At 41.6% G+C, this 25,620-nt stretch carries 25 protein-coding genes; 22 read left to right on the top strand and 3 right to left on the bottom strand.

Annotation, left to right across the window (positions count from 1 at the left end):
- Nucleotides 1-21: 21 nt before the first annotated feature.
- The 15 genes from SMUL_RS17500 to SMUL_RS11930 all read left to right on the top strand — a co-directional run bounded on the left by SMUL_RS17500 (nt 22) and on the right by SMUL_RS11930 (nt 16,944).
- Nucleotides 22-546 (top strand): hypothetical protein, encoded by a 525-nt coding sequence (locus SMUL_RS17500; RefSeq protein WP_223809699.1) that lies wholly within the window; start codon nt 22-24, stop codon nt 544-546.
- Entirely contained in the window at nt 495-2,312 is a 1,818-nt protein-coding gene (locus SMUL_RS11865) for a putative bifunctional diguanylate cyclase/phosphodiesterase (protein WP_223809700.1), read from the top strand. The genes SMUL_RS17500 and SMUL_RS11865 overlap by 52 nt, the downstream gene beginning before the upstream one ends.
- A gap of 214 nt (nt 2,313-2,526) precedes the next feature.
- The gene (locus SMUL_RS11870) at nt 2,527-3,183 is read left to right on the top strand and encodes a 4Fe-4S dicluster domain-containing protein (protein WP_025345472.1); all 657 of its coding nucleotides are present in this window, start codon (nt 2,527-2,529) and stop codon (nt 3,181-3,183) included.
- On the top strand, nt 3,183-5,123 hold the full coding sequence (locus tag SMUL_RS11875) for a proton-conducting transporter transmembrane domain-containing protein (protein WP_025345473.1): 1,941 nt from the start codon (nt 3,183-3,185) through the stop codon (nt 5,121-5,123). The genes SMUL_RS11870 and SMUL_RS11875 overlap by 1 nt, the downstream gene beginning before the upstream one ends.
- 12 nt (nt 5,124-5,135) lie before the next feature.
- Nucleotides 5,136-6,056 (top strand): respiratory chain complex I subunit 1 family protein, encoded by a 921-nt coding sequence (locus SMUL_RS11880; RefSeq protein ID WP_025345474.1) that lies wholly within the window; start codon nt 5,136-5,138, stop codon nt 6,054-6,056.
- A 2-nt stretch (nt 6,057-6,058) separates the two neighbouring features.
- On the top strand, nt 6,059-6,712 hold the full coding sequence (gene hyfE, locus SMUL_RS11885) for a hydrogenase 4 membrane subunit (RefSeq protein ID WP_038533381.1): 654 nt from the start codon (nt 6,059-6,061) through the stop codon (nt 6,710-6,712).
- A 1-nt stretch (nt 6,713) separates the two neighbouring features.
- Complete coding sequence (locus SMUL_RS11890) at nt 6,714-8,183, top strand: hydrogenase 4 subunit F (RefSeq protein WP_025345476.1); 1,470 nt, start codon at nt 6,714-6,716, stop codon at nt 8,181-8,183.
- 8 nt (nt 8,184-8,191) lie between these two features.
- Entirely contained in the window at nt 8,192-9,931 is a 1,740-nt protein-coding gene (locus SMUL_RS11895; RefSeq protein ID WP_025345477.1) for a hydrogenase large subunit, read from the top strand.
- Nucleotides 9,928-10,467: a formate hydrogenlyase complex iron-sulfur subunit gene (locus SMUL_RS11900; RefSeq protein ID WP_025345478.1), complete on the top strand. Its 540-nt coding sequence runs from the start codon at nt 9,928-9,930 to the stop codon at nt 10,465-10,467. Before SMUL_RS11895 ends, SMUL_RS11900 begins: the two co-directional genes overlap by 4 nt.
- Nucleotides 10,464-11,288, top strand: a complete 825-nt coding sequence (locus SMUL_RS11905) for an NADH-quinone oxidoreductase subunit B family protein (protein WP_025345479.1) — start codon at nt 10,464-10,466, stop codon at nt 11,286-11,288. Before SMUL_RS11900 ends, SMUL_RS11905 begins: the two co-directional genes overlap by 4 nt.
- On the top strand, nt 11,289-11,642 hold the full coding sequence (locus SMUL_RS11910; protein ID WP_025345480.1) for a formate hydrogenlyase maturation HycH family protein: 354 nt from the start codon (nt 11,289-11,291) through the stop codon (nt 11,640-11,642).
- Between the two features lie 18 nt (nt 11,643-11,660).
- Nucleotides 11,661-12,107 (top strand): hydrogenase 3 maturation endopeptidase HyCI, encoded by a 447-nt coding sequence (locus tag SMUL_RS11915; RefSeq protein ID WP_025345481.1) that lies wholly within the window; start codon nt 11,661-11,663, stop codon nt 12,105-12,107.
- A gap of 184 nt (nt 12,108-12,291) precedes the next feature.
- Nucleotides 12,292-14,826: a glycosyltransferase family 2 protein gene (locus tag SMUL_RS11920; RefSeq protein ID WP_025345482.1), complete on the top strand. Its 2,535-nt coding sequence runs from the start codon at nt 12,292-12,294 to the stop codon at nt 14,824-14,826.
- A 154-nt stretch (nt 14,827-14,980) separates the two neighbouring features.
- On the top strand, nt 14,981-16,717 hold the full coding sequence (locus SMUL_RS11925; protein ID WP_025345483.1) for an aldehyde ferredoxin oxidoreductase C-terminal domain-containing protein: 1,737 nt from the start codon (nt 14,981-14,983) through the stop codon (nt 16,715-16,717).
- Complete coding sequence (locus tag SMUL_RS11930) at nt 16,717-16,944, top strand: MoaD/ThiS family protein (protein ID WP_025345484.1); 228 nt, start codon at nt 16,717-16,719, stop codon at nt 16,942-16,944. The genes SMUL_RS11925 and SMUL_RS11930 overlap by 1 nt, the downstream gene beginning before the upstream one ends.
- Here the strand turns inward: SMUL_RS11930 and thiS are convergent.
- On the bottom strand, nt 16,941-17,216 hold the full coding sequence (thiS, locus tag SMUL_RS11935) for a sulfur carrier protein ThiS (RefSeq protein ID WP_025345485.1): 276 nt from the start codon (nt 17,214-17,216) through the stop codon (nt 16,941-16,943). The genes SMUL_RS11930 and thiS overlap by 4 nt on opposite strands.
- A gap of 40 nt (nt 17,217-17,256) precedes the next feature.
- On the opposite strand from thiS, the gene SMUL_RS11940 reads away from it, so the two are divergent.
- The 4 genes from SMUL_RS11940 (at nt 17,257) to SMUL_RS11955 (ending at nt 19,891) form a co-directional block, all read left to right on the top strand.
- Nucleotides 17,257-18,042: a HesA/MoeB/ThiF family protein gene (locus SMUL_RS11940; protein ID WP_025345486.1), complete on the top strand. Its 786-nt coding sequence runs from the start codon at nt 17,257-17,259 to the stop codon at nt 18,040-18,042.
- Between the two features lie 22 nt (nt 18,043-18,064).
- A complete protein-coding gene (locus SMUL_RS11945; RefSeq protein ID WP_025345487.1) occupies nt 18,065-19,282 on the top strand; it encodes a GGDEF domain-containing protein in 1,218 nt (405 codons plus the stop codon).
- Between the two features lie 63 nt (nt 19,283-19,345).
- A complete protein-coding gene (locus SMUL_RS11950; protein WP_025345488.1) occupies nt 19,346-19,564 on the top strand; it encodes a hypothetical protein in 219 nt (72 codons plus the stop codon).
- Nucleotides 19,565-19,672: 108 nt separating this feature from the next.
- Nucleotides 19,673-19,891 (top strand): hypothetical protein, encoded by a 219-nt coding sequence (locus SMUL_RS11955; RefSeq protein ID WP_025345489.1) that lies wholly within the window; start codon nt 19,673-19,675, stop codon nt 19,889-19,891.
- 21 nt (nt 19,892-19,912) lie between these two features.
- Here the strand turns inward: SMUL_RS11955 and SMUL_RS11960 are convergent, their stop codons facing one another.
- Nucleotides 19,913-21,130 carry a tetrahydrodipicolinate N-succinyltransferase N-terminal domain-containing protein gene (locus SMUL_RS11960; RefSeq protein ID WP_025345490.1) on the bottom strand — a complete coding sequence of 406 codons (1,218 nt, stop codon included), beginning with the start codon at nt 21,128-21,130 and terminating at the stop codon, nt 19,913-19,915.
- An 18-nt stretch (nt 21,131-21,148) separates the two neighbouring features.
- Nucleotides 21,149-22,279: an Mrp/NBP35 family ATP-binding protein gene (locus SMUL_RS11965; protein ID WP_025345491.1), complete on the bottom strand. Its 1,131-nt coding sequence runs from the start codon at nt 22,277-22,279 to the stop codon at nt 21,149-21,151.
- Between the two features lie 106 nt (nt 22,280-22,385).
- On the opposite strand from SMUL_RS11965, the gene SMUL_RS11970 reads away from it, so the two are divergent.
- From SMUL_RS11970 to SMUL_RS11980, 3 genes are read left to right on the top strand one after another with little or no spacing between them, the layout of a single operon-like run.
- Nucleotides 22,386-23,510, top strand: coding sequence for a bifunctional 2-C-methyl-D-erythritol 4-phosphate cytidylyltransferase/2-C-methyl-D-erythritol 2,4-cyclodiphosphate synthase (locus tag SMUL_RS11970; RefSeq protein WP_025345492.1), 1,125 nt, complete (start codon nt 22,386-22,388; stop codon nt 23,508-23,510).
- Nucleotides 23,507-24,394, top strand: coding sequence for a response regulator (locus SMUL_RS11975; protein WP_025345493.1), 888 nt, complete (start codon nt 23,507-23,509; stop codon nt 24,392-24,394). The genes SMUL_RS11970 and SMUL_RS11975 overlap by 4 nt, the downstream gene beginning before the upstream one ends.
- Nucleotides 24,372-25,565: a sulfate adenylyltransferase gene (locus SMUL_RS11980; RefSeq protein WP_025345494.1), complete on the top strand. Its 1,194-nt coding sequence runs from the start codon at nt 24,372-24,374 to the stop codon at nt 25,563-25,565. The genes SMUL_RS11975 and SMUL_RS11980 overlap by 23 nt, the downstream gene beginning before the upstream one ends.
- Nucleotides 25,566-25,620 lie beyond the last annotated feature (55 nt).

A 25,620-nucleotide genomic window follows, 5' to 3' on the forward strand; every position in this document is an offset into this window, starting at 1 on the left:
ACCTTTTTTAAAGGATATTTCGTGGCAATTTTTAAAAAAAACATTTGGCTTATTTTTTATGTTTTAGCACTAAGCGCTGCTCTATTCTTTTTAATCATCTCCTATTTTAAATGGCAAAACACCTACCTCAAATACCAAACTTCGCAAGAAAACATCGTTGAACTCATGGCAAATGCAACACACTCTGTATTTGATACCCAAGAGCGATTGATGGATATATTGGGTGTCACCATCCAGACAGATCAGCACTATCTTAATGATCCTCAAGGCATCGAAAAACATGTCAGCTCTTTATTGCAAAACCCAGATGTTCTTGCCTTTGGTGTGACAACCCCTGAGGGTGATTTTATTTACGGCAGTTCGCATAAAGATCCAACCAAAATCCCCAATATTGCGAAGCAACGAGATAGTCATGCCTCTTTTGCTGAAGCACTTTCGTATGAAACCATGTTTTTGGACGAACCTATTTTTCGCCAGCGGTTCAAAAATGGGCGATGCCGATTCGTAAAACGGTTCGTGACGAACAAGGACGTCCTCTTTTTGTGATGACAACGCTGTTTAAACTGACCAGCACCTTTGATCGGTTGATCAACAGTGTACGTCATCGCCAAAACCTGATTGTCTCAATCATTAGAGACAGCGATCTTTTTCAACAATACAACTCGTTAGGACAAAATGAATACAACCTCACCTACCAAACACCTTTTCCCAAAGCGTCGATGGAGCGTATGTTTGAGACCATCTTTGACAACTACCACCTCACGCCTCACAATCTCAAAAGAGATGAACCGCTTGTCTCTTTTCGGTATCAAGACAGCCAAGGGATAGAGTATCTTACCTCCATCAAATACAATAAAACCTATAAACTCTGGATCGTTGTTCACACTTATGTAGATACCATTATCGAAGATTTCCTTGAAACACTCGCACTCTATTTTGCTGTATTTATCACCTCTGGCGGACTCTTTTTCTTCCTCTTTCACTTAATCGCACATGCGGAGGAGAAACGCCGTAATGACCTTTTATATCAAGCCACCTACGATCAGCTCACAACCCTTCCCAATCGTAGCTACCTGCATCAAAATATTTTTAACTGGGCCTATAAAAATGCACCTGCTTTTAGCCTTTTTTACATTGATATGGACCATTTCAAAAACATCAATGACAGTTTTGGGCACCAATTTGGAGACTATGTTTTAGTGGAAATCGCCAAACGTTTAAAAGAGATGCTGCCAGTAGATGCAGACGTCATTCGTTACGGTGGCGATGAATTTGTGATGATGACGCATCTTTGTGAGCGCCAAGAGTTGATCTTTTTTGCGACACAGCTTATTGACGCACTCTCACGTCCGTATGATGTGCAAGAGCTTCACTTTAATATCGGTGCTAGCATTGGTATTGCCCTCTATCCCGATCATGGGCAAAGCCTTGATATGCTACTGCGCGCTTCGGATATTGCACTGTATGAATCCAAGAAAATCAAAAATAGCGCGCATATTTTTGCCAATGCCATGCAAGAGGGATTTTTAAAAAATGTCCACATTGAACAAGAACTTCGCAAAGCAATGGCGCATCATGAGCTCTTTATGGTGTATCAACCCCAGATGGATGTTGAAGGCTCGGTTTATGGAGTTGAAGCACTGATACGGTGGAACAGTTCTCATTTGGGTCTTGTTCCACCCAATGACTTCATTCCTTTAGCCGAAGCTTCGGGGCTTATGCCTAAAATTGGGCGTTTTATTGTTGAAACGGTCTGTTTGGAGATGCAAGCGCTACACCAAATTTTGCAGCACCCGTTCCAAGTCTCCATTAATATTTCGGTGCGTCAGTTTATGGACGCTGGATTTTTGGAGCATCTTCTTCAAACCATTGAACAAACACAGATGCGCTCTCTTTCTATCACACTGGAAGTGACTGAAAATCTTTTCATTGAAGATGTTCACTCCCTTTTACCACTCTTAAAACAGATCAAAGCGATGGGTATTCAAATCTCCATGGACGACTTTGGCACGGGCTATTCTTCGTTAAGCATGCTACGCAAACTCCCCATAGATGAGCTCAAAATCGATAAAAGCTTTGTGGATGAGATGTTTGAAGATGATGCAGCACAAAAGATGGTGCAAAATATCATCGCCATTGGAAAAAACTTTGGCATGCACATTGTCGCAGAGGGCGTTGAGACGAAAGAGCAAAAAGAGCTTTTAAGCCTGTTTGGATGCGACCGTTTTCAAGGATACTACTTTGCAAAGCCACTTCCCAAAGAAGATCTTCTGAAATTTCTTCAAGAAAACAGCTTTACATGTAACGTATAATACGTCACTACTTTACATGTAAAGAAATAAGGAGAAAAGCATTCTTGAAAGAAATAATAAATTTTTAAACTACGCTATTTTCATGCTATACATTTAAGGTAGTATTCTCCATGAGAAGGGTGAATATCATAGCTAAGTCATTTGGCAATGATATAATTCTTAAATTGCTATTCTAGTTTATTTATTAAGATAAATATCCCTTAGAGGAACGTCTATGTCCAAAGTTCATAAATTCGTTATTACCAATCCCGATATGTGTATTGCCTGTAATGCCTGTATGAAAACATGTATTAAACATGCCTACATGCGTGGCAAACTCTCCAAGAAAAGACTCGATGTGCTTACACTAGAGAGCGGGAAAATGCCCAACCAGTGTCGTCAATGTGACGATGCGCCGTGTGCCAATGTCTGCCCAACCGGTGCACTTCGTATCGCCAATGCGTGTGTTGAGCTGTGTGAAGAGATTTGCATCGGCTGTAAGCTCTGTACGATTGCCTGCCCTTATGGTGCGATCAACATCGATGCAGAGTTTCCCCCTTCTATTATCGAAGAAGTAGAGCGCCACCTAGAAGCAGGTTGCATCAGTGGGCTCAAAAGCATTGCCATCAAATGCGATATGTGCGATGGTATCGAAAGTGGACCTGCCTGTGTAAGTGTCTGTCCAACGGGTGCACTGGTGATGATTGACCCAGTGCTAGGTGAGTGCAAATTTGGCAAAAAAATCAAAGGCGATCTGGCACCTTTTTTAAAAGCAGTTGTACCGGATGTTACGTTTGAAAACATTCCTGCACCTGAGGTGAAAAAGCCTAAAGAGCCTAAACCTGCGCCGACCCCTACGGAAACGTCAGAAACCAATCAAGAGGAAGCATAATGCAAACAATATACACTCTCTTTTTGTTAACCTCCCTTCTTTCCCTAGCTCTTTACAAAAAACCACTCCTTGCCCAAAAGATAGGATTTGGTTTGTCCAGTCTCATTTCACTTTATGCAGCGATCTTTTTCTTCTCTCATCTTGGTGAAACGATGACATGGCAATTACCGGGGAATTTTATCAGTTCACCTCTTTTTAGACTGGATTCAATTGAAATGTTCTTTAGCTTTTTGGTAAGTTTAATTGCGTTTGCAGTTTCACTTTTTAGCTTTGATTATGCGAAGTTCTATGAGAAGAAAGCAAATTTAGCCGTTTTTGCTTCGTTGTTTAACGCGTTTATTCTCTCCATGCTCTTAGTCATTGCAAGCGATAATGTCTTCTCGTTTATGCTTTTATGGGAAATGATGACATTAATATCCGCACTTCTGATTTTAATTAACGATGGTGAGGGTGCTGGGAAAAAGGTTATGATTTACCTAGGAATTGCCCAAATCGGAGCCTCTTGTTTAATGGTTGCGCTTTTAATTATGGCAAGTTTTGCAGGCAGTTTTGAGTTTAGTAAGTTTGCAGATCTAAACATTGGTTTTGGCATGAGCATCACACTGTTCACCTTGCTTCTTGTCGGTCTTGGTTCCAAAGCAGGTATGTTTCCTTTTCATGTATGGTTGCCTTTAGCCTACTGCCAATCTCCATCAAACGCCTCAGCACTGATGAGTGGTGTTATGATCAAAGTAGCCCTCTTTGCGTTTATCAAATTTTCACTCCTTTTGCCACAGTTTGCCCAGTTTGGGTATATCTTACTCTTCATGGGAGCACTCAGCTGTATCTTTGGAATTATCTATGCACTTGCTTCCAACGACTACAAAGCATCCATCGCGTACAGTTCATGTGAAAACGTCGGCATCATCTTTTTAGGATTAGGTGGCGCTTTTTATGGACTGGGAATCAATTCCCCAATGATTGCACTGATGGGCTTTATCGCAGCCTTCTTTCATATTTTGAACCATGCCGTTTTCAAATCACTCCTGTTCATGTTAAGCGGTAATGTCTTCACGGCAACCAAAACACGCGATATGGACGCGCTTGGCGGACTTCATAAAAAGATGCCTATCACCTCTATCATCTTTTTTGTTGCCGCTATCTCCATCTGTGCACTGCCTCCGCTCAATGGATTTGCAAGTGAATGGGTCATCTATAAAACGATGGTGATGGGCGGTATTGATGAAGGTGTTGCATCACGCTTCTTCTTTACACTCGCCATCATCGCTCTTTCCATCACGGGTGCTATGGCTATTATGGCATTTTCAAAAATGTACGGCTCCGTTTTTTTAGGTATAGCTCGTAATACCAAATGCGTCGAAGAAGCAAAAGAGGTCTCTTTCATAAGACTTCTACCACTAGGACTACTCGCAAGTCTTTGTGTGGGAATAGGCATCTTTATGAGTGATGTTGTGGGTATGCTCTCAAAGATTGTTCTAACATTGATACCCCAAACAAGCCAGAGTGTTTTTGGATTGATCTCCATGCCTATCATTATTATGATTATGCTTCTATGCGCCATCATTCCGTTTGTGTTCCTTTACCTCTTAAAGGCAAATCATAAAGAAGTGAGAGTTACCGAGCCATGGGCATGTGGTTTTCTTTACAACAAAAATATGCAAATTGGTTCAAACTCCTTTACGGGTGATATCCGCAAAGCATTGAGCTTTATTTTGAGACACGAACAAGAGATTAAGATTGATGGGTACTTTTCAAAAGCAGTCTATACGCAAAAAGTCCATGACCTCTTTTGGGATAAGCTTTATGCACCCGTGATTCATTCTGTCATGGTGATTGCGGATAAGATAGGTATCTTTCAAAATGGTAGAACCAATCTTTATGCGGGCTATATCTTGATTTATCTTTGTTTTGTACTCATCTTTGGGTATTACTATCTATAAAAGGGAGAATAAATGGACTTTTTTTATCTATTATTACAACTTATTTCAGCAATACTAGTCGCTCCTCTCTTTGATGGAATTTCAAGGAAACTCAGAGCCAAATTTCAATCAAGAGTGGGACCTAGTATTTTTCAAACCTATCGTGATCTTTTGAAACTGTTAAAACGGGGTCGTACAAAGTCGCACAGTACAAGCTATATTTATCAAATCGCACCTTATGTACTCTTTGTGAGTGCGGCGGCGATGTTTTGTGCTTTACCCATTGCGTATGACATCCGTTCTTCTGTTTTATCACAGTTTTCTGATATCTTTGTCTTGCTCTATTTGGGTGCCCTTTTTCGATTTATGTTTATCATTGCAGGTATCGATACCGCCAACCCTTTTGCAGGGGTGAGTGCGAGTAGAGAAGGCACACTTGGTTTTTATACCGAAGAGATTGCCGTCATTTGTCTTGTCGTTGTCATGATGGGGACAGGAAGCACAAATCTAGCGTATATTACTAACTTAGTGCAAGAGGGTCAATACGGTTATGCTTTTCCTTCGTTTTCGATTGCAGCCACAGCATTTTTGTGGGTCATGTATGTTGAAACGGGTCGAAAACCTTATGACTTGGCTGAAGCTGAACAAGAGCTCCAAGAGGGTGTTTTGGGTGAATATTGCGGTAAAGACCTTGCCATCATTGATGTAGCAATACTGCTTAAGCAATTTACGATGCTGGGATTTTTCCTCGTCATTTTTATACCGTGGAGTTTTGAGAATCCAATTTTATCCTTGATTGCTTTCTTGGCTGAAGTAGGATTTCTTTATGTTATGGGCGTTTTTATCGATAACTTTGGACCAAGGTTTACGGTCAACAATGGAATAAAAAGAACCATGCTCTTTGCTCTTGCAATTTCATGTACTTCATTATTACTCTATATTATGGGAATATAACTATGGCAAATATTAATATTATTGATGTCGTTGCAGTGTTAATGATGATCACGAGTTTTGCGGTATTTGGTTTAAGACAATACCGTCATAGCATTCAAGCGTATGCACTGCAAACGCTTTTGTTGGTCATTATCTTTTTGGCTTTATATTTTAAATACGGCACGCATGAACTTCTTATCTGGGCAGGCACCGCTTTTGTGATCAAAGTGCTCTTTGTGCCTTTATATTTAATGAGCCTCGTCAAAAAACTGGGTCTTGTTGTTGAAGATGAACCCGTGGGTGGGTTTTTTATATCGCCTGTTGTAGCGCTTAGTTTTTCACTCGCAGTTGCCATGATGCTGTACAAAGTATTTATACATTTTTCACTTTTTCAAGATGTCTTGCCACTTTATGCGGCTTCATTTATCTTTATGATGGGTATTTTTGGATTTATTTTGAGAAACTCATTTCTCAAACAAATCCTCTCGTACTGCCTCTTTGAAAATGGCATACACCTAAGCCTAGCGCTTATGGCATACAGTTCTCATGAACTTGTTGAGATTGGTATTTTAACCGATGCTATCTTTGCAGTTTTGATTATGAGTGTTTTGGCGAAGCGATTTTATGCCGCTTATGGAAGTCTTGATACCTCCAAAGCCGTAAATTTAAGGGGATAAAATGGATATTTTAGTATTAATACTCACCGTACCTTTTGTTTTTGGCGTGATCATGTTTTGCATGCCACTCCATTTTAAGCTCTTACAAAGTCTCCATATCGTTTTAAGTGTGGCTGTTTCTATTCTTTTGCTGAGTGCTGTGGGAAAAGTGGTCAATGGAGAAGAACTTTCTATTTTTCATAACTATATTTTCTTAGATTCCCTAGGCGCTATCTTTTTATCATTGATTGCAATTACTGGCTTACTGGTCAATGTCTATGCCACGACCTATATGAAGTGGGAGTTAGAAGATGGACATATCGATATTAAAGAGGTCAAAAACTACTTTGCACTGAGTTTCATCTTTACGTGGACAATGAGTTTAAGTGTCGTTTGTAATAACATCGCCTTTATGTGGGCGGCTATTGAAGCAACCACACTCGCTTCGGTGTTTCTTGTAGCGGTTAAAAAAGATAAAAAATCCACAGAGAGTGGATACAAATACATCGTTTTATGTAGTATTGGTCTAGCGTTTGCCCTGTATGCAACGATATTACTCTTCTCAGCAGCCAATGGCAAAATTGATGGTGAAGCAATGCTTTACACCAATCTTCTTGCCAATGCCGCCAACTTAGACAGTGTGGCTTTAAAGCTGGTCTTTATCTTTGCACTCATTGGTTTTGGAACAAAAGCGGGACTTGCCCCTACACATACATGGTTACCCGATGTTCACGCAGAGGGTCCTGCACCTACATCGGCTCTACTTTCAGGCATACTTTTAAAATGTGCCATGTTAGGGCTTATTCGTTACTATGCCATTGTCGCTAATGGAGTTGGTTTTGACTTTGTTCAAACGGTGATGGTTGTCAGTGGAACACTCACTCTTTTTATATCTGCTTTCTTTCTTATTCGTCAACACAATGTCAAGCGTATGTTTGCGTATCACTCGGTAGCCCACATGGGTGTTATCGCGTTTGGACTAGGAGTCGGTGGCGCTATCGGTCTTTTTGCAGCACTCTTTCACTGTGCGGCGCACTCATTTACCAAAGCGTTAGCTTTTTGTTCAACGGGAAACATTGCTCGAATTTACGGCACCAAAGATATGACGAAGATGGGTGGCATGATACGCATAGCTCCACTTACGGCAGTTTTATTTGGTATTGCCATCTGTTCATTGGTTGGTGTTCCTGGATTTGCGATTTTTGTGAGTGAATTTTTGATTTTTAAAGCTGCCGCTATCGGTGAGCAGTACCTTTTGATGGGTATTTTTGCTGTTGCCTTAGCTATTATTTTTATAGCTGACTTTTCACACTTCTTTTTAGCTTCGTTTGGTAAAGTAGAAGGAGAAGTGGTTCATAATAGTGAGATGAAATTCAGTGAAAATTTTCCATTGATTGCCTTAGCCATTTTAATTGTAGCATTTGGTATATGGCAATTCGATTCCTTTACGTTTCTTTTAGATGAGAGCGTAAAAAGTATAATGAAAAAATAGGACTCAAAATGAAATGCGATAAATTTATAGAAGCTCTAGGAACTAGAGTAAAAATTTCAGAAGTCACCAGGCAATGCGACGATCAAGTCACCGCCTTGGTTGAACTAAATGACCTTCCTGAAGCAGTTCGCTTCTTATATTACGATATGGGTGGCTATCTCACGACTATGGTTCCTAATGATGAGAGAAGCATCAATAAACACTATGCACTCTATTATGCTCTCTCTATGGAGGGTGGAAAAATGTTTGAAGGTGATGAGATAGCGCAAGATGAAAAATGTTTTGTCACCATCAAAACGCTCATCTCGCCTGATAGCCTTGTTTACCCCTCTGTTACGCCATTGGTTCCTGCTTGTGTTTGGTATGAAAGAGAAGCCTACGATATGTTTGGACTCGTAGCAGAAGGGTTGCCTGATAAAAGGCGTTTGGTACTCAGTGATGATTGGCCAGATGATCTTTTCCCACTACGAAAAGATGCAATGGACTACCGATACCGCCCTGATATGAAAGATCATTATATGGAACCTGAATATGAGTTCCTAAGACCTGAAGGCTCAGGAATCATTGACGTGCCTCTAGGACCTTTGCATATCACGGCTGATGAGCCTGGACATTTTAGACTTTTTTGCGATGGCGATACGATTATTGATGCCGATTATAGACTCTTTTACCAACACAGAGGCATGGAAAAACTCGCTGAAAACCGTATGAACTATGACCAGATGGGCTATTTGGCTGAGCGTGTGTGTGGCATCTGTGGTTATGCCCATGCCATTGCGTGTATCGAAGCGGCGGAAAAAGCGATCAACTTAGAGATCCCAGCTCGAGCGCAAGCCATTCGTGTGATCTGTTCAGAAATTGAACGTCTCCACAGCCATTTGCTCAATATCGGACTGGCGTGTGAAGTAACAGGTAACTACAACGCGTTCATGCACATTTTTAGAATCCGTGAATACTCTATGAAACTAGCAGAACTGGTTACGGGTGGACGAAAAACCTATGGTAACGTGGTTATGGGTGGACTTAGACGCGATATCACCGGCGTTGAGATCAAAGAGAGCTTACGCATCTTACAAATCATCGAAACACAAGTTGATGAAGTCTGGGATGCTGTTATGGATGACAAACGCCAAATGAGCCGTTGGAAGGGTGTGGGTATCCTTGATAAACAAGTAGCGCGTGATTTCTCGCCTGTGGGGCCTAATATCAGAGGAAGTGGAATCAAGCGCGATACCAGATATGACCATCCGTACGACTTTTTCAAACAGATTCAATTTGATGTCGCGGTTGTTGAAGGTGGCGATGTGTTTGCTAGGGAGATGGTTCGTTATATGGAGCTTAAAAGCTCTGTTTCTATCATTCGTCAATGTTTTGAACTTATGCCACAAACACAAATCATCGTCGATCCAAAATTCCATGTCAAACCTGAAAACTACGCTTTAGCGTATGTGGAAGCACCAAGGGGAGAGAATGTTCACTGGATTATGCAAGGTAGTGCGCAAAAGGTCTTTCGTTGGAGATGTAGGGCTGCTACGTATAATAACTGGCCAAGCCTTCGCTTTCAGTTCCGTGGAAACAATCTTGCCGATGCCGCCCTCATCGTGTGCAGCTTAGATCCGTGTTATTCGTGTACAGAGCGTGTAACCGTTGTCGATATAAAAAGCAAAAAAAGTAAAATTTTGACCAATGACGATTTGAAAAATTTCGCTAGGACACAAAAAGATAGTCCGCTAAAGGATTTAAGATGATGAAACTTCTTGATATCAGCAAAAAATACGGTGAAATTACCCATAAATATCCGTTTGAACCTTATAAAGTTTCGGATAATTTCAGGGGGAAACCCGCCTATATCTTTGATTTGTGTATTGGCTGTGCGGCGTGTGGTATAGCATGCCCCTCCAATGCCATAACGGTTCAATTTAACGACGATAAAAGTAAGCTTGTTTGGGAGTTTGACTGTGGACGTTGTATCTTTTGTGGTAGATGTGATGAAGTCTGCCCAACAGGTGCGATTAAGCTCAGTGAAGAGTTTGAACTTGCCGTCAAATTTGATAAATCAGCCCTGATTCAAAGAGGCGAACTTGATACCCAATATTGCACAACCTGTCACAAACCCTTTAGTGCCAAAAGACTGGTGAAGTATAGCTTTGAGTGTTTAAGCAAAGCCAATGTCAGTGAAAAAAGGCTTGAAGAAGCTAAAAATTATCTGTGTATGTGTCCTACATGTAAAAAAACTGCTACGGTGGCAACCTTTACCAGTGGCAAAGAGATGGTGATAGAATGAAAACGTATGAAATTCCAAACGAAATCGAACTTGCCAATACGTTAGAGCAAAAACTTGAGCTTTTAAAGCAGATAGGCAGAAGTTTTAGTGTTTTCCGTATCGACTGTGGCAGTTGCAATGGCTGTGAAATCGAAATTTTTGCTGCCATTACACCGCTTTGGGATCCTGAGCGCTTTGGTTTTAAACTGGTTGCTAACCCAAGACATGCCGATATTTTACTCTGTACGGGTCCCGTTACTCGTCAGATGTATTACCCACTTCTTCGTGCTTATGAAGCCACACCTGATCCAAAAATTGTTGTAGCACTGGGTGCTTGTGGTGTAACAGGCGGTATTTTTTACGATGCGTACAGTGTTCTGAGTGGCATAGACAAAATCATCCCTGTTGATGCCTACATTCCAGGCTGCCCTCCTCATCCTGCAAGTATCATCTATGGACTCACAACAGCACTGGGCGTTTTGGAGCAAAAACTTCATAAAGTAAGTTTTGACCATGATGGAGATATGCCTCCACTCGTAGAAGACTCCGTACTTGGCAACACACTGTTTGAGAGAGATCTATTGGTTCAGGCTAAAAGGCTTATGAGCTATGTATTTGGACGAAAACTGTTTGATAAATACATCAAAGCGCTTGTGCAAAGTGGCAATACCAAAGATGCAAAAGCTACCAAAATCTCTGTCACTGAAGCGATGCAAGTAGAAGATGATCCACGCTATGCAGAGTGTATGGGTATCTTACACAATGAGATTTATACCCAATATGTCCTGTGCGAAGAGGAAGATAAAATCGACCTCCATCGCGTTATATGGGGAGCAAAATAAGTGGTAGAAGTTTACAAACTCATCAAAAGACATCTTGATGGCGCAAAATCAGGTGATGCGAAGGCTGATCAGATCAAAATCTTCTCAACCTGCATCGGGCATGGTGTTGGAACGATTGATTTTAGTGAAAAAGTCTTAGAGATTGATGAAGTTGAATACGAACAGATTTTGCAACATGGTGGCGAATATCTGAAGTTTAAAATTGGACATTTGAGTAAATATTTTGAAATAGAAATCTTTCCCGAACACGCAATGAAGCTTTTACCCGAAATGATGGAATGCCCGCTTAAAGAGATACTCAAGGGCTTAAATGAAGGCTACTTGGTTCTTAGAAAAGATTTTAAAAACACATAAAGTTTAAGGAAAAGCATCGTGAAAAAAGCACTGTTATGTGTTGGCAATGAACTCAGAGGGGATGATGGCGTTGCTATCGCTGTGGGGCGACTGGTTGAAGAACAGTTGCCCCAGTGGAAAGTCTTTTATGGCTACGATACACCTGAAGATGAGTTTGCACATTTGCGTGACTTCGAACCCGATGTCATCGTTGTCGTCGATGCGATGAGTGGTTTTAAAGAGGATAAAATCGAGTTTTTAGACCTCAGCGATGAACGCACGTACATCTACTCCACACACAACCTCCCAACCCCCATTCTGCTTAGTTATCTCAGAGACATCTGCACCAAAACAATCTTTTTAGGTATTTGCGTTTTGCTTGAAAATGTCTTGCATTTTACCGAAGGGTTGAGCGAGAATGCAAAAACTTCCGCCATTACAGCCCTTGATAAACTCAAAGCGTTTGATGCACTCCTTGATGCATAGCCGTATTCACTAAACAACTTCCAAAGAGGCGTTCTTTGCCTCTTTAAAAGCACAAATCTTTACATGTAAACGTCATACTTCATTTTTTTAAACAAAGTTGTTGTAAAATCGTGCAACTTTTTAGTCTCCTACGCAATGGTAGTACGGCTGGAGAGAACTCTATCACTTTTTTCGGAGCATACGGTTGAAATATTTCAAATACATCCTACTTTCCCTCGTTGTAACATCCCTCATTCAAATTTTATTCTGGACAAGAGCTGGCGATAAAATCGTCACGTCACCGCAAATTGGTGAAAAACTAGAGTCTCTCTCCTACACACCCTACCGTGGATTTGAAAAGGCGCCTAAGAGCGATCGTGAAATTGCTGAAGATATGAAAACCATTGAGCACATTGCACGCAAAGTAAGAACTTATGCGATTGATGATGCCAAGCGTGTTTTAGAAAATGTGAAAGATACTAAACTCAAAGTCGATGTCGGTCTTTGGCTCTCAGGGGATAAAGGCGCAAACGAATCTGAAATCGAAACGCTTTTTGAATTGACCAAATATTACAGCCCTAAAATTGCTTCCATCATCGTCGGAAACGAGGTTTTGCTGCGAGCTGATCTGACACCTGAAGAGCTTATGGAGTACATTGATCGTGTCTCAAAACGCACACGAATCCCTGTCACCACGGCAGAAGTTCAACACGTTTGGCTCACCAACAAAGAGCTTGCACGTCATGTTGATTTTATTAACGTTCACATTTTACCGTATTGGGAGAAAATTCCTATTGAGCGAACCCTTGCGTTTGCCAAAGAGAAATACGACTCGATTGCGGCAATGTACCCTAAAAAACCCATTACCATCGGAGAGTTTGGCTGGCCAAGCAGTGGCTATAACAACGAAAAAGCGGAAGCCACTCTGACCAACCAGATCGCTGCCATTACAGGCTTTTTGGAGATGGCAAACGCTGAGAAATGGAGCTACAACATCGTTGAAGCGTTCGATCAGCCGTGGAAAGGGGTTCATGAAGGCAGTGTAGGACCGTATTGGGGACTTTTTGACATCAATAAACAACCTAAATTTCACTTTATCAAACAGACCATTATCAACCCACTGTGGCGTTACCAAATGGCAGGCTCGGTCTTCTTTGGACTGCTTCTAACGTATTTTGGTCTTAGAAATCAGCGGGTTAACTTTGCCCATGCCATTACGTATGGTTTTGCAGCGCAAGCGATGGGCTTTGGTATAGCGATGGCTGCAACGTATCCGTTTATCTACTACATGAACTTTGGTATGTGGGTTATGTGGACAATGGGAATTTTCTTGATGATTCCTCTGGTCATCATTACCTTAGCTAAGATTAATGAGCTCTTTAAATGCACCCTTGGTATTGCACCCAAACGTCTTGCACCGCTTAATCTTAAGTCGGATCATATCCCCTTTGTCTCCATTCATGTGCCAGCCTACAAAGAACAACCGCAAGTTTTGATCGATACCCTCAATTCACTCGCGCAAATAAAGTACACCAACTATGAAGTTTTGGTGGTGATTAACAACACGCCTGAAGAGTTTTACTGGAAGCCTATCGAAGAGCATTGTCAAAAACTCGGCGAAAAATTTGTCTTTTTGAACATTACATGTAAAGGTTTCAAAGCAGGCGCACTCAATGAAGCACTTAAACTCACCCATGAAAAAGCAGAGATTTTAGCTGTTATTGATGCAGATTATGTGGTCGATGAAAACTGGCTCGTTGACCTTGTTCCACTCTTTGATGATCCAAAAGTGGCTCTTGTTCAAGCACCACAAGATCACCGTGATGGACAAGAATCGCTCATTAAACAGGCGATGAACGCTGAATATGCAGGCTTTTTTGACATCGGTATGGTTGAGCGAAATGAAGAAAATGCCATCGTAGCACACGGAACGATGCTGATGGCTCGCTTGTCTGCGATGCACGAAGTGGGAGACTGGACAACGTACACGATCGTTGAAGACTCTGAGCTAGGACTTCGCCTTTTTGAAGCGGGTTATACGGCACATTACACCAACCGACGTTACGGTTGGGGACTCTTACCCGACACCGTGGAAGCGTTTCGTACACAACGTCACCGTTGGGCGTATGGTGCCATTCAGATCTTAAAACGTCACTGGCGTCACTTTATGCCTTCATCCAAAACGTTAACGCCGTACCAAAAGTACCATTTCGTCGCAGGTTGGTTCTTCTGGCTTTCTGATGCCTTTGGAGCGTTGACCGCTTTTTTAAATATTTTCTGGGTGCCATTTATCATTTTTGTCGGTGTGACGATTCCAACACTGCCACTCACCTTGCCTATCTTAGTCGCATTTTTGGTCAACATCTTACATGCGTTTATCTTGTACCATACCAGAGTCAAAATGAGTGTAAGAGAAACAATGCTGAGTGCCATCGCTTCGATGAGTTTGCAACTGGTGATCTTCAAAGCGGTATACGATGGATTTGTTAAAGATGGACTTCCGTTTAAACGCACGGAAAAAGGTGGAAATACCAAAAAAGTCAATAAAAGCCCAATTCAGCATGAGATGATTTTAGCCACCCTGCTTACCATCTCTTTCTTCGCGCTTTATTTTACCAACTACACACGCATTACCGAAATTTATGTCTTTGCCTTCACCCTTTTGATTCAGAGTGTCCCTTATTACTCCGCAATTATCCTTCGTATCATCGAACTTCAATCCTTTAAACCTCAAAAGTAGTGGCATTTGGCCACTGCTTTCTTAAAGTAACTGTGTAAAAAAAGATATGCTAAAAAAGCATGTTTTTGTTTTAAGGTCTTTCATTGACTTTGCTATTTTCATGCTATAAACTTTAAATATTATGGTTGAAACAACCGTATTTAAAGGAGTTATTATGGCTGATCTAATTTATCGCGTTAACATGTCAAACCTAAGTTTTAAAATTGAAGAGGTTCCTTCCAAATGGATGGGATTGGGAGGTCGTGGACTTACTTCTACGATCGTGGCTGAAGAGGTTGATCCTGAGTGTCATCCCTTAGGACCCAATAATAAAATGGTTTTTGCCCCAGGGCTTCTCTCTGGAACATCTGCTTCCAACTCAGGTCGCAACTCATTGGGTGCGAAAAGTCCATTGACAGGTGGTATTAAAGAGTCCAATGTGGGTGGAACGAGTGCGGGTATTTTTTCAAAACTGGGTGTTAAAGCACTCATTATCGAAGGTTTACCAAAAGATGAAAATACCTTCTATCAATTACATGTAACCAAAAACAACGTTGAATTTATCCCTGTTCCAGAACTGGTTGGCAAAGATAATTATGCCGTATTAGATGCGATGATGGCAAAATATGACAAAAAAGTCGCCGTTATGAGTATCGGTCGTATCGGTGAAATGCGCATGAACATCGCGAACGTTTCAGTAAAAGACCCTAGTGGAAAACTCAGAAGTCATGGTCGTGGCGGTTTGGGCGCTGTTATGGGTTCTAAAAAGATCAAATGTATCACCGTCGATGCGGCTGATTATAAAGAAGTGACGATTGCTGATCCTGAAAAATTCAAAGAAGCAAGTAAAATCTTCACCAAAGCGCTTCAAGAAAACCCTATCAGCGGACAAGGTTTACCAGCATTTGGAACGAATGTTTTGGTTAACATCCTCAACGAGGCAGGCGGTCTTCCAACCCGTAACTTTAGACAAGGCAACTGGGAGCACGCTGAAAACATCTGTGGTGAGACGATGGCTGAAAACATTAAAGCCAGAGGTGGAAAAACAACGCATGGCTGTCATGCAGGCTGTGTCATCCAATGTTCCCAAGTCTATAACGATAAAGAGGGTAAATACCTCACATCTGGCTTTGAATATGAGACCATTTGGGCACTTGGAGCGCATTTGGGTATTCAAGATTTAGATCTGATCGCAAAGATGGATGGTCTTATGGATGACTTGGGTGTCGATTCGATTGAAACTTCTGTTGTACTTGGACTTGCCGTTGATGCAGGCATTCTTGCTTACGGTGATGGTCAAAAAGCGTATGAATTGCTCTCTCATGATATACCAACGGGAACTCCGATGGGGCGAATTCTAGGAGCAGGAACGCATATTTTGGGAAAATCATTTGGACTCGTACGTGTTCCTACGGTCAAAGGTCAAGGTATTCCAGCCTATGAGCCAAGAGCGGTTAAAGGTCAAGGCATTACGTATGCTACAACACCTATGGGTGCAGATCATACGGCAGGTTACGCCGTTGCGACTAACATCCTTAACAGTGGTGGACATGTTGATCCACTCAAAAAAGAGGGACAAGTGGAACTCGCACGCAATCTCCAAATTGCCACTGCTGCTGTGGATAGTACCGGTATGTGTATCTTTGTTGCGTTTGCCGCACTCGATGATGCAAAATGTTTGCCTGCTTTAGTGGATATGATTAATGCGCGCTTTGGCTGTAGTCTCACGATTGATGACGTTGTCAATTTGGGTAAAACCATTCTTAAACGCGAACATGAATTTAACATCAAAGCAGGGCTTGGCAAAGCCGATGACAGGTTGCCAGAGTTTATGAAGTACGAAATGCTTCCTCCTCACAATGTCACTTGGGACTTCTCAGGTGAAGAGATTGATGCGTTCTGGAATTTCTAATGCACGTTGTCGTTAAACTCTTTGCTCAGTACCGAGAAGGTCGCTTTAAGGCTGAGCAGAGGGAGTATGCAAATGGTACAACGGCTCAAATGATTATAGAGGCATTGGAGCTTGAGAGCGTATCACCGTTAGGTGTTCTCATGGTCAATGGAAGGCATGTTGATACGTCGTATTGCATACAAGAGGGTGATGAAATCGCCCTCTTCCCCAAAGTGGGTGGCGGTTAATCCCCTTTAAGCCCAGAGAGAAGACGAAATGAGCCAGGTGTTCCAGGCGGCAGAAGTGCTACACGGTCATTTTCATGGAGTTCTGTCTCTTTGGGCACAACAGTGTTATTGAGAAAAACTGCTTCCACCTCTTTTGGCTCAAGCCCTAAAGAATCGATCAAATCAACAATGCGTGTTTTATCCTCAACAACCCATGGAGCATTGAGATAAGGTATGCCTTGTTGTTTGAGTTTTTCGCGCAAAAATGAAAAAGCATTGAGTATAATGTGCATGAAATCTCCTTCTAGAAAATTATACACTAGGATACAGAAAATGGAACTTTTAACCTTTTTAAAAGAGCAAGCCTGTGATGGATTTCTCCCGCTTCAAGCATCTTATGCGGCAATGGAACGCTTTACATGTAAGTTTGCAGAAGTCGAAGAGATGGCGCTTAAGCATGATATTTTACCGCTTCGCTACAAACGCAATCAAAAGACCATCTCCACACAAGAGCAATACCGCCTTTTTCAATCCACCGTGCTGATTATTGGCTGTGGCGGTTTGGGTGGCTTTGTGGCTGAAATGCTGACACGCATTGGTGTGGGAAAGCTCATATTATGCGATGGCGATGTCTTTGAAGAGCATAACCTCAATCGTCAAAATTTTTCATCACCCAAAACGATAGGACGTTTGAAAGCCGAAGTGTTAAAAGAAAAACTTGAAGAGATCAACCCCGCTTTACATGTAAAAACAATAACAGCTTTTTTTGACCCACAAAAAGACACTCATCTTCTCCAAGAAGCCGATGTCGTGGTGGATGCACTGGACAATCCTGATCTGAAATGCCTCCTTGCCAATCTCTGTCTCAAAGAACAAAAACCTTTTGTGCATGGCGCGATTGCTGGCTATTACAGCCAGTTTTCAACCTCTTCTTCCCTCGACCAACTCTACCTTCAAAAAGGCGATGGAGCAGAAAAGCGTTCAGGCAATCCTTCTTTCACCGTATGCTTTGCCGCCTCTATTCAAAGCACAGAAGTGGTAAAATTGCTGTTAGGAAAACCTCATCTTCACGCACCGCTTATGGGTAATTTATGGGAGTATGAGCTAATTTCGCTATAATCGCAAAAAAACAGGGATTGAAATGCAACGACTCACAGACGCTCTTTCGACTTTTCATGCACTCTGTTTAGGGATGATTATCTTCGCACTATTAGTGGTAGAACTAGAGCTCATTCCCACATATGCTTATTACTTTATCTGGCAGAGTACCTTTGTTTTTTTACTGATTGGGATCGCGTTAAGTGTCTATTTCAATAAAAGCAAACTCTTTGTCCTCCTGCTTTTTCCTCTCTTTTTTGCACTCTGTTTAGCCTTTCCCACAACCCTTTTTACCAAACTGGGTGTTTCAGCGTTTTGGCATATGGTGCCTCTGATCACAGCGCTTGGATACTTGCTGATTTATGCACTGCAAGAGCGTGGACTGTTTAGCTCGTTTGGAGCACTACGTACCAGCATTGGTCTGATCATCCTTGGCATTGGTTATGCGGGACTTAAATATTTTTCACCAACGATGCAAAAAGCACTCGATACCCCCATTTTACATGTAAGCCTTCAAGGTCTTGCAAAAGCCAGCGATTTTACCCTGATTATTGCGATTGTATCGCTGCTGTTTATCTTTTTAATCTCAATGCTTTTTGAAGTTCAAAGCCAAAAAGCCCCATTTTGGATGCTTGTCGCGCAGATGATTCCCCTGCTCTTTTTGCAAGAGAGCAACCATTTCATTCTCTTCTGCCTTGTGGCGTCACTCATAGCGATTGCGGCACTCGTTCATGATGCGTACCGTATGGCATACATTGACACGCTCACTGGCATTCCTTCAAGGCGCGCATTGGAAGAGCGTTTCTTGCGCCTAGGTTCTAACTACATCATCGCCATGGTCGACATCGACTTCTTTAAAAAGTTTAATGACACCTTTGGACACGATATAGGCGATGACGTTTTAAAGCTCGTCGCCAAAGAGATCAGCCATGTCAAAAATGGCGGAAAGGCGTACCGTTACGGTGGCGAAGAGTTCACCATTTTATTTAATGGGAAGAAAAAAGAGGAGTGTATTATGGCGCTTGAAGAGGTACGAGAGCATATTTTCAGACGTGGTTTTGTCATTCGCGATAAAAATCGTCCCGAAAAAGCGCCTAAAGAGAAACTTAAAGCCACCTCCCTTAAAAAAGAACGACTCTCTGTTAGCATTGGTGTGGCACTCTCCGCCAAAGGCAACACACCTCAAGAGGTGATTAAACGTGCGGATGACGCGTTGTATAAAGCCAAAGAGAGTGGACGGAACTGTCTCATTTACTTATAATCAACACATAATTACTTTTTTTAATGTGCTACAATAAATTAAAATATTCCAAGGAGTTTTTCGATGAGTAGCTCACCCCTTAAATGCTCGCTTTCTGAGTGCAAAGCACGTCTCAAAGCAGTCGATGGCATGAGCTTAGCAGAGCTTGAAGAGTATGCGACGAGATGTTCCACCTGTGGTAATTGGATCTTAAAAGATGATCCCATCGCGCATGAAACGTATATGAAAATTTCAACAAAATGGGCTGAAAATTTCAATAAATCCCTTTTAAAGAACCATTAATCATTTTCTTTCAGTTGTAGCTTGGTATTTTCTTCCTATCATATTCCTAACTTTATCCTTATAAAGCCTCTTTTTTTGATTTTATCATTTTCCTAACAAGGAGATACCATGAAACAAGAGCGTCCTAGATGCAGTGAAGAAGAGTGTCAACGTAAAAGTGAACACTTTGTTTTTATGAATATGGATCAACTCTCAGCTCAGATTGAGCAGTGTGAAGGGTGTAATAAAGCTCTTGAGACCAAGAATGCACGAACAGCGCAGACCTATCAGCTTATCGCATTGCTATGGGCAGAAAAACACAATGAAACAACGGGGAAACTTCGTTAAAAAGTTTCCCTCATCCTACATTTAATGAAGCTCACTGTTAAGTTTAATCTCGCGTTTACTTCTAACGGCGACGATCATGCCATTTAAGCTATTTTGGCGAAAATGAATGCCATTTAACCCTGAAAGCTCCAAGCCTTTAAAGAAGTGCATCTCCTCTTTACCTGCTTTTTTAAGTTTTACTTTAGGATTCGCTTCGATAATCTTCGTAAGCTCACTTGCACTCACCCCAATTTTCGTTCCTTCCAAAATTGCAATACCAGCGTCGACGATACATCCATTTCCCAAAGGAATTCCCGTGACTGAGTTAGCGCCAAGCAGTGTGTTTTCACCAATGCTCACAGGATTGCCGTTGGTGCCACTGAGCACGCCTAAGATGCTTGCTCCACCACCGACATCACTGCCACGACCTACAACCACGGAAGAGCTAATGCGCCCTTCTACCATGACAGCACCCGTCGTGCCAGCATTGAAGTTGACATAACTCGCACCTGGCATAATGGTCGTTCCTGCATGCAGGTGTGCGCCCATTCTGACTTTACTGGCGTCTAAGATGCGGGTATTATCAGCTGGGATGATATGCGCTAAGAAACGTGGAAATTTATCGACTGACTCGATGAGTGGGAACTCACCCAAGAGTTTCATCTCAACTTCGTGCATTCTCAGCCATTCAAGTTCAATCGGTTGTCCTAGTGACCATGCCACATTCTCTAGCACACCAAATGCACCGGTGAGATTCAGTGAGCGAATCGGAGCTTTTCCCGTTGAAAGAGCGTAAAGCTTCAAGTAAACGGCTTCTGGACTCAAAGGGGCATCATCTTCAAACAAAAAGACAATACGGTAATCTTTTTTAAGCTTCTCTGTTTGCGCGATCCAGTCCAGTGTTTTAATCACTTGAACATTTTTATGCGCGTCACCCAAAGCAAGATTGAGATAAGGCGTAAACGCGTTCATCGCATTTTTGACAAATTTTTTCTTGACATCATACACAAATTCACTGCTGGTAAAATCCACAACAACACCACTTTCTTGAAGTGCTGCAATTAAAATAGCAGCACTTCCAAAGTTTTCATTCCAGTTAATAACAGGAAAGTTTGCTTGTAAAATTTTCTCAGGATTCAATTGCCCGCGATCGACTCTAGCGATACCAAAACCAATCGGTTTTTTATACCCCTCTTGTGCTTCAATCTCTTGAACCAATGCTTTAAAATCTGCTTCATCAATACTCACGCGTAACGCCATCTCTTCTCCTTTTAATGCTTATTTTTTTGTACTTGAACAGGCACTGGGTGCTCCGTTAATGCCCATCGTTGGTTGAATCGCTTCATTGCTAGCGCCCCCCTCTGCATTGACTTTTTCAATGCACTCCCACAATTTGCGAGCAGATGCTTGATAACGCTTTGCTGTTTCACTCTCAGGATGAAAGAAGCTCACAGGTTTTCCAGCATCTCCACCTTCGCGAACAGCAGGCTCAATAGGAATCTCACCAATGACGATGGTTTCAAACTTATCCGCCAATGGTTTGGTCGTTCCTTTACCGAAGATATCATACTCTTTCTTCGTCTCAGGACAGATAAATCCACTCATATTTTCCATGATTCCAGCGATTGGAATGTGCAATTTTTGGAACATATCTAAACTTCGCTCGGTATCATCAAGGGCGACTTGTTGCGGCGTTGTGACACAAATACCTGCTGTTACAGGCACACTTTGCGCCAAAGTTAATTGTGCATCACCGGTTCCTGGAGGCATGTCAATAAATAAAACATCCAAATCACTCCACAAGATGTCGCGTAAGAGTTGCTCGATCGCTTTCATGACCATTGCACCTCTCCAGATAAGCGACTGACCATTTTCCATTAAGGAGCCCATACTCATCATCTCAACGCCATACGCAACGATAGGTTTGACTTTTTGTCCTACAATTTCAGGATGCGTATCTACCACACCCATCATACGAGGCACGTTTGGTCCATAAATATCGGCGTCCAAAAGCCCTACTTTTTTGCCTTGACTCGCAAGTGCAATCGCTAAGTTTACGGTAGTGGTTGTTTTACCCACACCGCCTTTTCCTGAGCTTACCATAACGAAATTTTTGATGTGAGGTGCCATGTTTTTACCAGATTGTGAGTTGCTTTTCTCAACAGGAGGCTTTGGTTGCTTAACCACAACATCGACACGACTTGCGCCAATGGCGGCAACTGCCTTCTCGATTTTACTTTTTAATTCGTCACTAACCTCTTTACTTGAAGAGACAATTTCCACTTCTATATAGACATTATTATCAGAAATATCGATATCTTTAACAAAACCAAATGTCACAATATCTTTATCAAAACCTGGGTATTTTACGCCACCTAACGCGCTTAAAACAGTATCTTTATTTAACATTTTTTTGACCTTTATGCTTAAGTGATGGCAGAATTTAACACAAAAAAGATAAAAAAAAGCTTTCAAAATGTATAATATTGTAACACTTCAGAAAAAAGGACAAAGTTTGCCCGATTTAACGCTTGTGATGTTAGGAGCAGGAAGTTCGACGCGCTTTAACCAACGTGTTAAAAAACAGTGGTTACGCATAGATGAAACTCCATTATGGCTTTTTGCAACCCAAAATCTTCAACAGCTTTCTTCTTTTCAACACATTATAGTGACAACCTCACCCGATGAGCACTTCTATGCCCAAAAATTTAGCGATACGATTACCTTTGTCAAAGGCGGCGAAACCAGACAAGAGTCGCTTGCCAATGCCCTTTTACATGTAAAGACGACCTATGTCCTCGTCAGCGACATCGCACGAGCGTGTATCGACCAAGCCATGATAGATCGAATCCTTGATGAGAAAGAACATGCAGACTGTGTTGTCCCCTACCTCACTGTTGTGGACACCGTTGTTTACGAAGAGCAGACGATCAACCGTGATCAGATAAAACTCATCCAAACCCCACAACTCTCACGCACCGACATGCTCAAAAAAGCCCTGCAAACAGGCACGATCTACACGGATGATAGCAGTGCGATTAAAGCGATGGGTGGAAAGGTAGTGTATGTTTTAGGAAATCCTGAGGCAAAAAAGCTTACATGTAAAGAAGATAGTGCTACTATCTCCTGCCTTAAAGCGCCTTCCTCCAACATTTTCGTGGGGTACGGTTTTGATGTACACGCCTATGAAGAGGGAAAAGTGATGATGCTTGGCGGTGTGGAGGTGCACCCAACGACAGGGTTTAAGGCACATTCCGATGGTGATGTCGCGATTCATGCGCTGATTGACGCGCTTTTAGGTGCTGCGGGTGCGGGTGACATTGGTGAACTTTTCCCCGATTGTGACCCACGTTATAAAAATGTTGATTCAAAACTTCTCCTCAAAGAGGTCTGCGCTTTTTTAGCCAAGGTAGGATTTGAAATTGTTCATTGTGATGTGTGCGTTATGGCAGAGTTTCCACGCTTAAGTGCTTTTAAGGATAAGATGCGTTTTTGTCTTGCCGACATTATGGAACTCTCTCCCATCCACGTCAATGTCAAAGCAACGACAACGGAAAAATTAGGATTTGTGGGAAGAGAAGAAGGTGTTGCTGTCAGTGCAACGGCTACATTAAAATATTATGATTGGACGAATGTATGAAGATTTTAATCGTTGAAAACGAGATTTATCTCGCGCAAAGTATTGCCTCTAAGTTGATGGAAATTGGACATGTATGTGAGATCGCTACCAGCATCAAAGATGCACTTAAAGATGAAAAATACGATGCCATACTCCTCTCAACCAACATTTCTGGACAAAATTTTTACCCTGTGATCGAAAAGCATCGCTCTTCCATCATTATCTTGATGATCTCGTATATCAGTAACGATACGGTCACCAATCCGATCAAAGCAGGTGCATGTGATTACATTCAAAAGCCTTTTATGATCGAAGAGTTGATCCGAAAACTCCAACACTTAAGCGATTTTAAAAACCTCAAAAAAGAGAACGAAACGTACAAAGAGTATGTTAAAAACCTCTTTAGTAGCGCTAATCTGGAGCCTCTTGATAAAAAAATAAAATTCCCAGTTCTGATCAAAACCAATTTTCAAAAACATGCGGATGCACTTGTTTTCAACTATGCTCAGACGCAAAATGAGACGTTTACCTTTATCTCTTTGACACAAAGCAATGTCTACGAAAAGATCGCACGCAGTGGAAATGAGGAATTACTCTACATTATTGATCTTCAAAATCTCAAAAAAAGTGAAAAACTCAAAATCTATAACGTCCTGGAAGGCAAACATGCTATTATTTGTAGCACTGATCCTAATGAAGAAAGTGACTTTTCAAAAATCGAAATCAATACCGACAGTAAAATCTTAGACCAAGGTGATATTTTGTGTATTGATGATTATGTCAAATATGTCATTTTCAATTTTCAAAATAAATTCCCTGACACGGAACTCTCTAAAAAATTAGGAATATCACGTAAAAGTCTTTGGGAGAAAAGGAAGAAGTATGGAATCAACAAGAAAAAATAACCGACAACTCTTTTTAGATAAAGAATTTTTAGCAACCCTTGCCTTGGCAAAAGAGGGTATATTGCACCCTGTTGATAAGCTGATGAACAGCGCAGAAGCCAAAGAGGTTGAAGAGAGTGGTTACTACAAAGGCAAGCCTTTCCCTTTCCCCTTTATCATAGCGCCCGCCGGTGAAAAAAACAGAGAGGTGTTAACCACAGCGTATCAAGGAGAACCTCTTGATTTTGTGGTGGATGGCAAAATCAAAGGCACCATCATCGTGGATGAAGTTTTTGAGGTCGATAAAAAAAAGCGCATCGAGCAAATTTTTGGAACCTATGACGTCTCAAATCCTGAGACACAAACATTTCTCAAGCGCCTGGGTGATATCGCTGTGTGTGGTGAGTATGAACTGCAATTTGAGGACATTAAAAATGTCAAAAATAAAATTGCTGATGCCAAAGCACAACTCGGAGCCAAAAACGTCTCAGCCATGATGATCAACGCAAAGCCGTTTCACAGAGCCCATGAGCGCGTTATTCGTATTACCCTTGAGAAGTGCGATATGCTCGTTATCTTTTTGCTCAAACCTTATAAACAAGACCTTCTCTCCTATGAGTTGCGTCTGAAGGCGTTGCAATATTTTGTCGATAACTATTTGCCAAAAAACCGTGTCGTAATCGTTCCCTTTGAAAACACTTACCTCTTTACCAGTTATAAGAACGCTGTTTTAGATGCCATTTGTGCCTCAAATTTCGGATGTAATAAGCTCGTTCTAGGACAACATCACAGCGGTATTGGCGTCTATTACGATCAAAATGAGATGAAGTCTATTTTGGATCATTACGAAGATTTAGAGATTGATATTGAGATTATCACTGAATTTGTCTACTGCAATGAGTGCAAAACACTGGTCAGTACCAACACTTGCCCGCACGGTGGACACCATCATATCAAGTATCATGCTGAGTCGTTGCTTGAGATTTTAAAAGTGGGAATGCTTCCACCTGCTATTTTTATGCGCAAAGATATTTCAGCACTGCTTTTAAGTGACCTCTTTAAAAATCGTTTTGAAAATATTGGAAAGATTTATGACGCCATTTTCCCTAACAGCGGACTTTTAGAGAACCATGATGAACGTGATTTCTACCTTGAACTGATGCGTTTACACCAAACCACTTCACTGACATAACCCCTCTTATCTAGAGCATTTTCCCACTTTGTGGGAGAATGCTTTTTCCTATTCG

The sequence above is a fragment of the Sulfurospirillum multivorans DSM 12446 genome (genome assembly GCF_000568815.1).
Classification (GTDB): Bacteria; Campylobacterota; Campylobacteria; order Campylobacterales; family Sulfurospirillaceae; genus Sulfurospirillum; species Sulfurospirillum multivorans.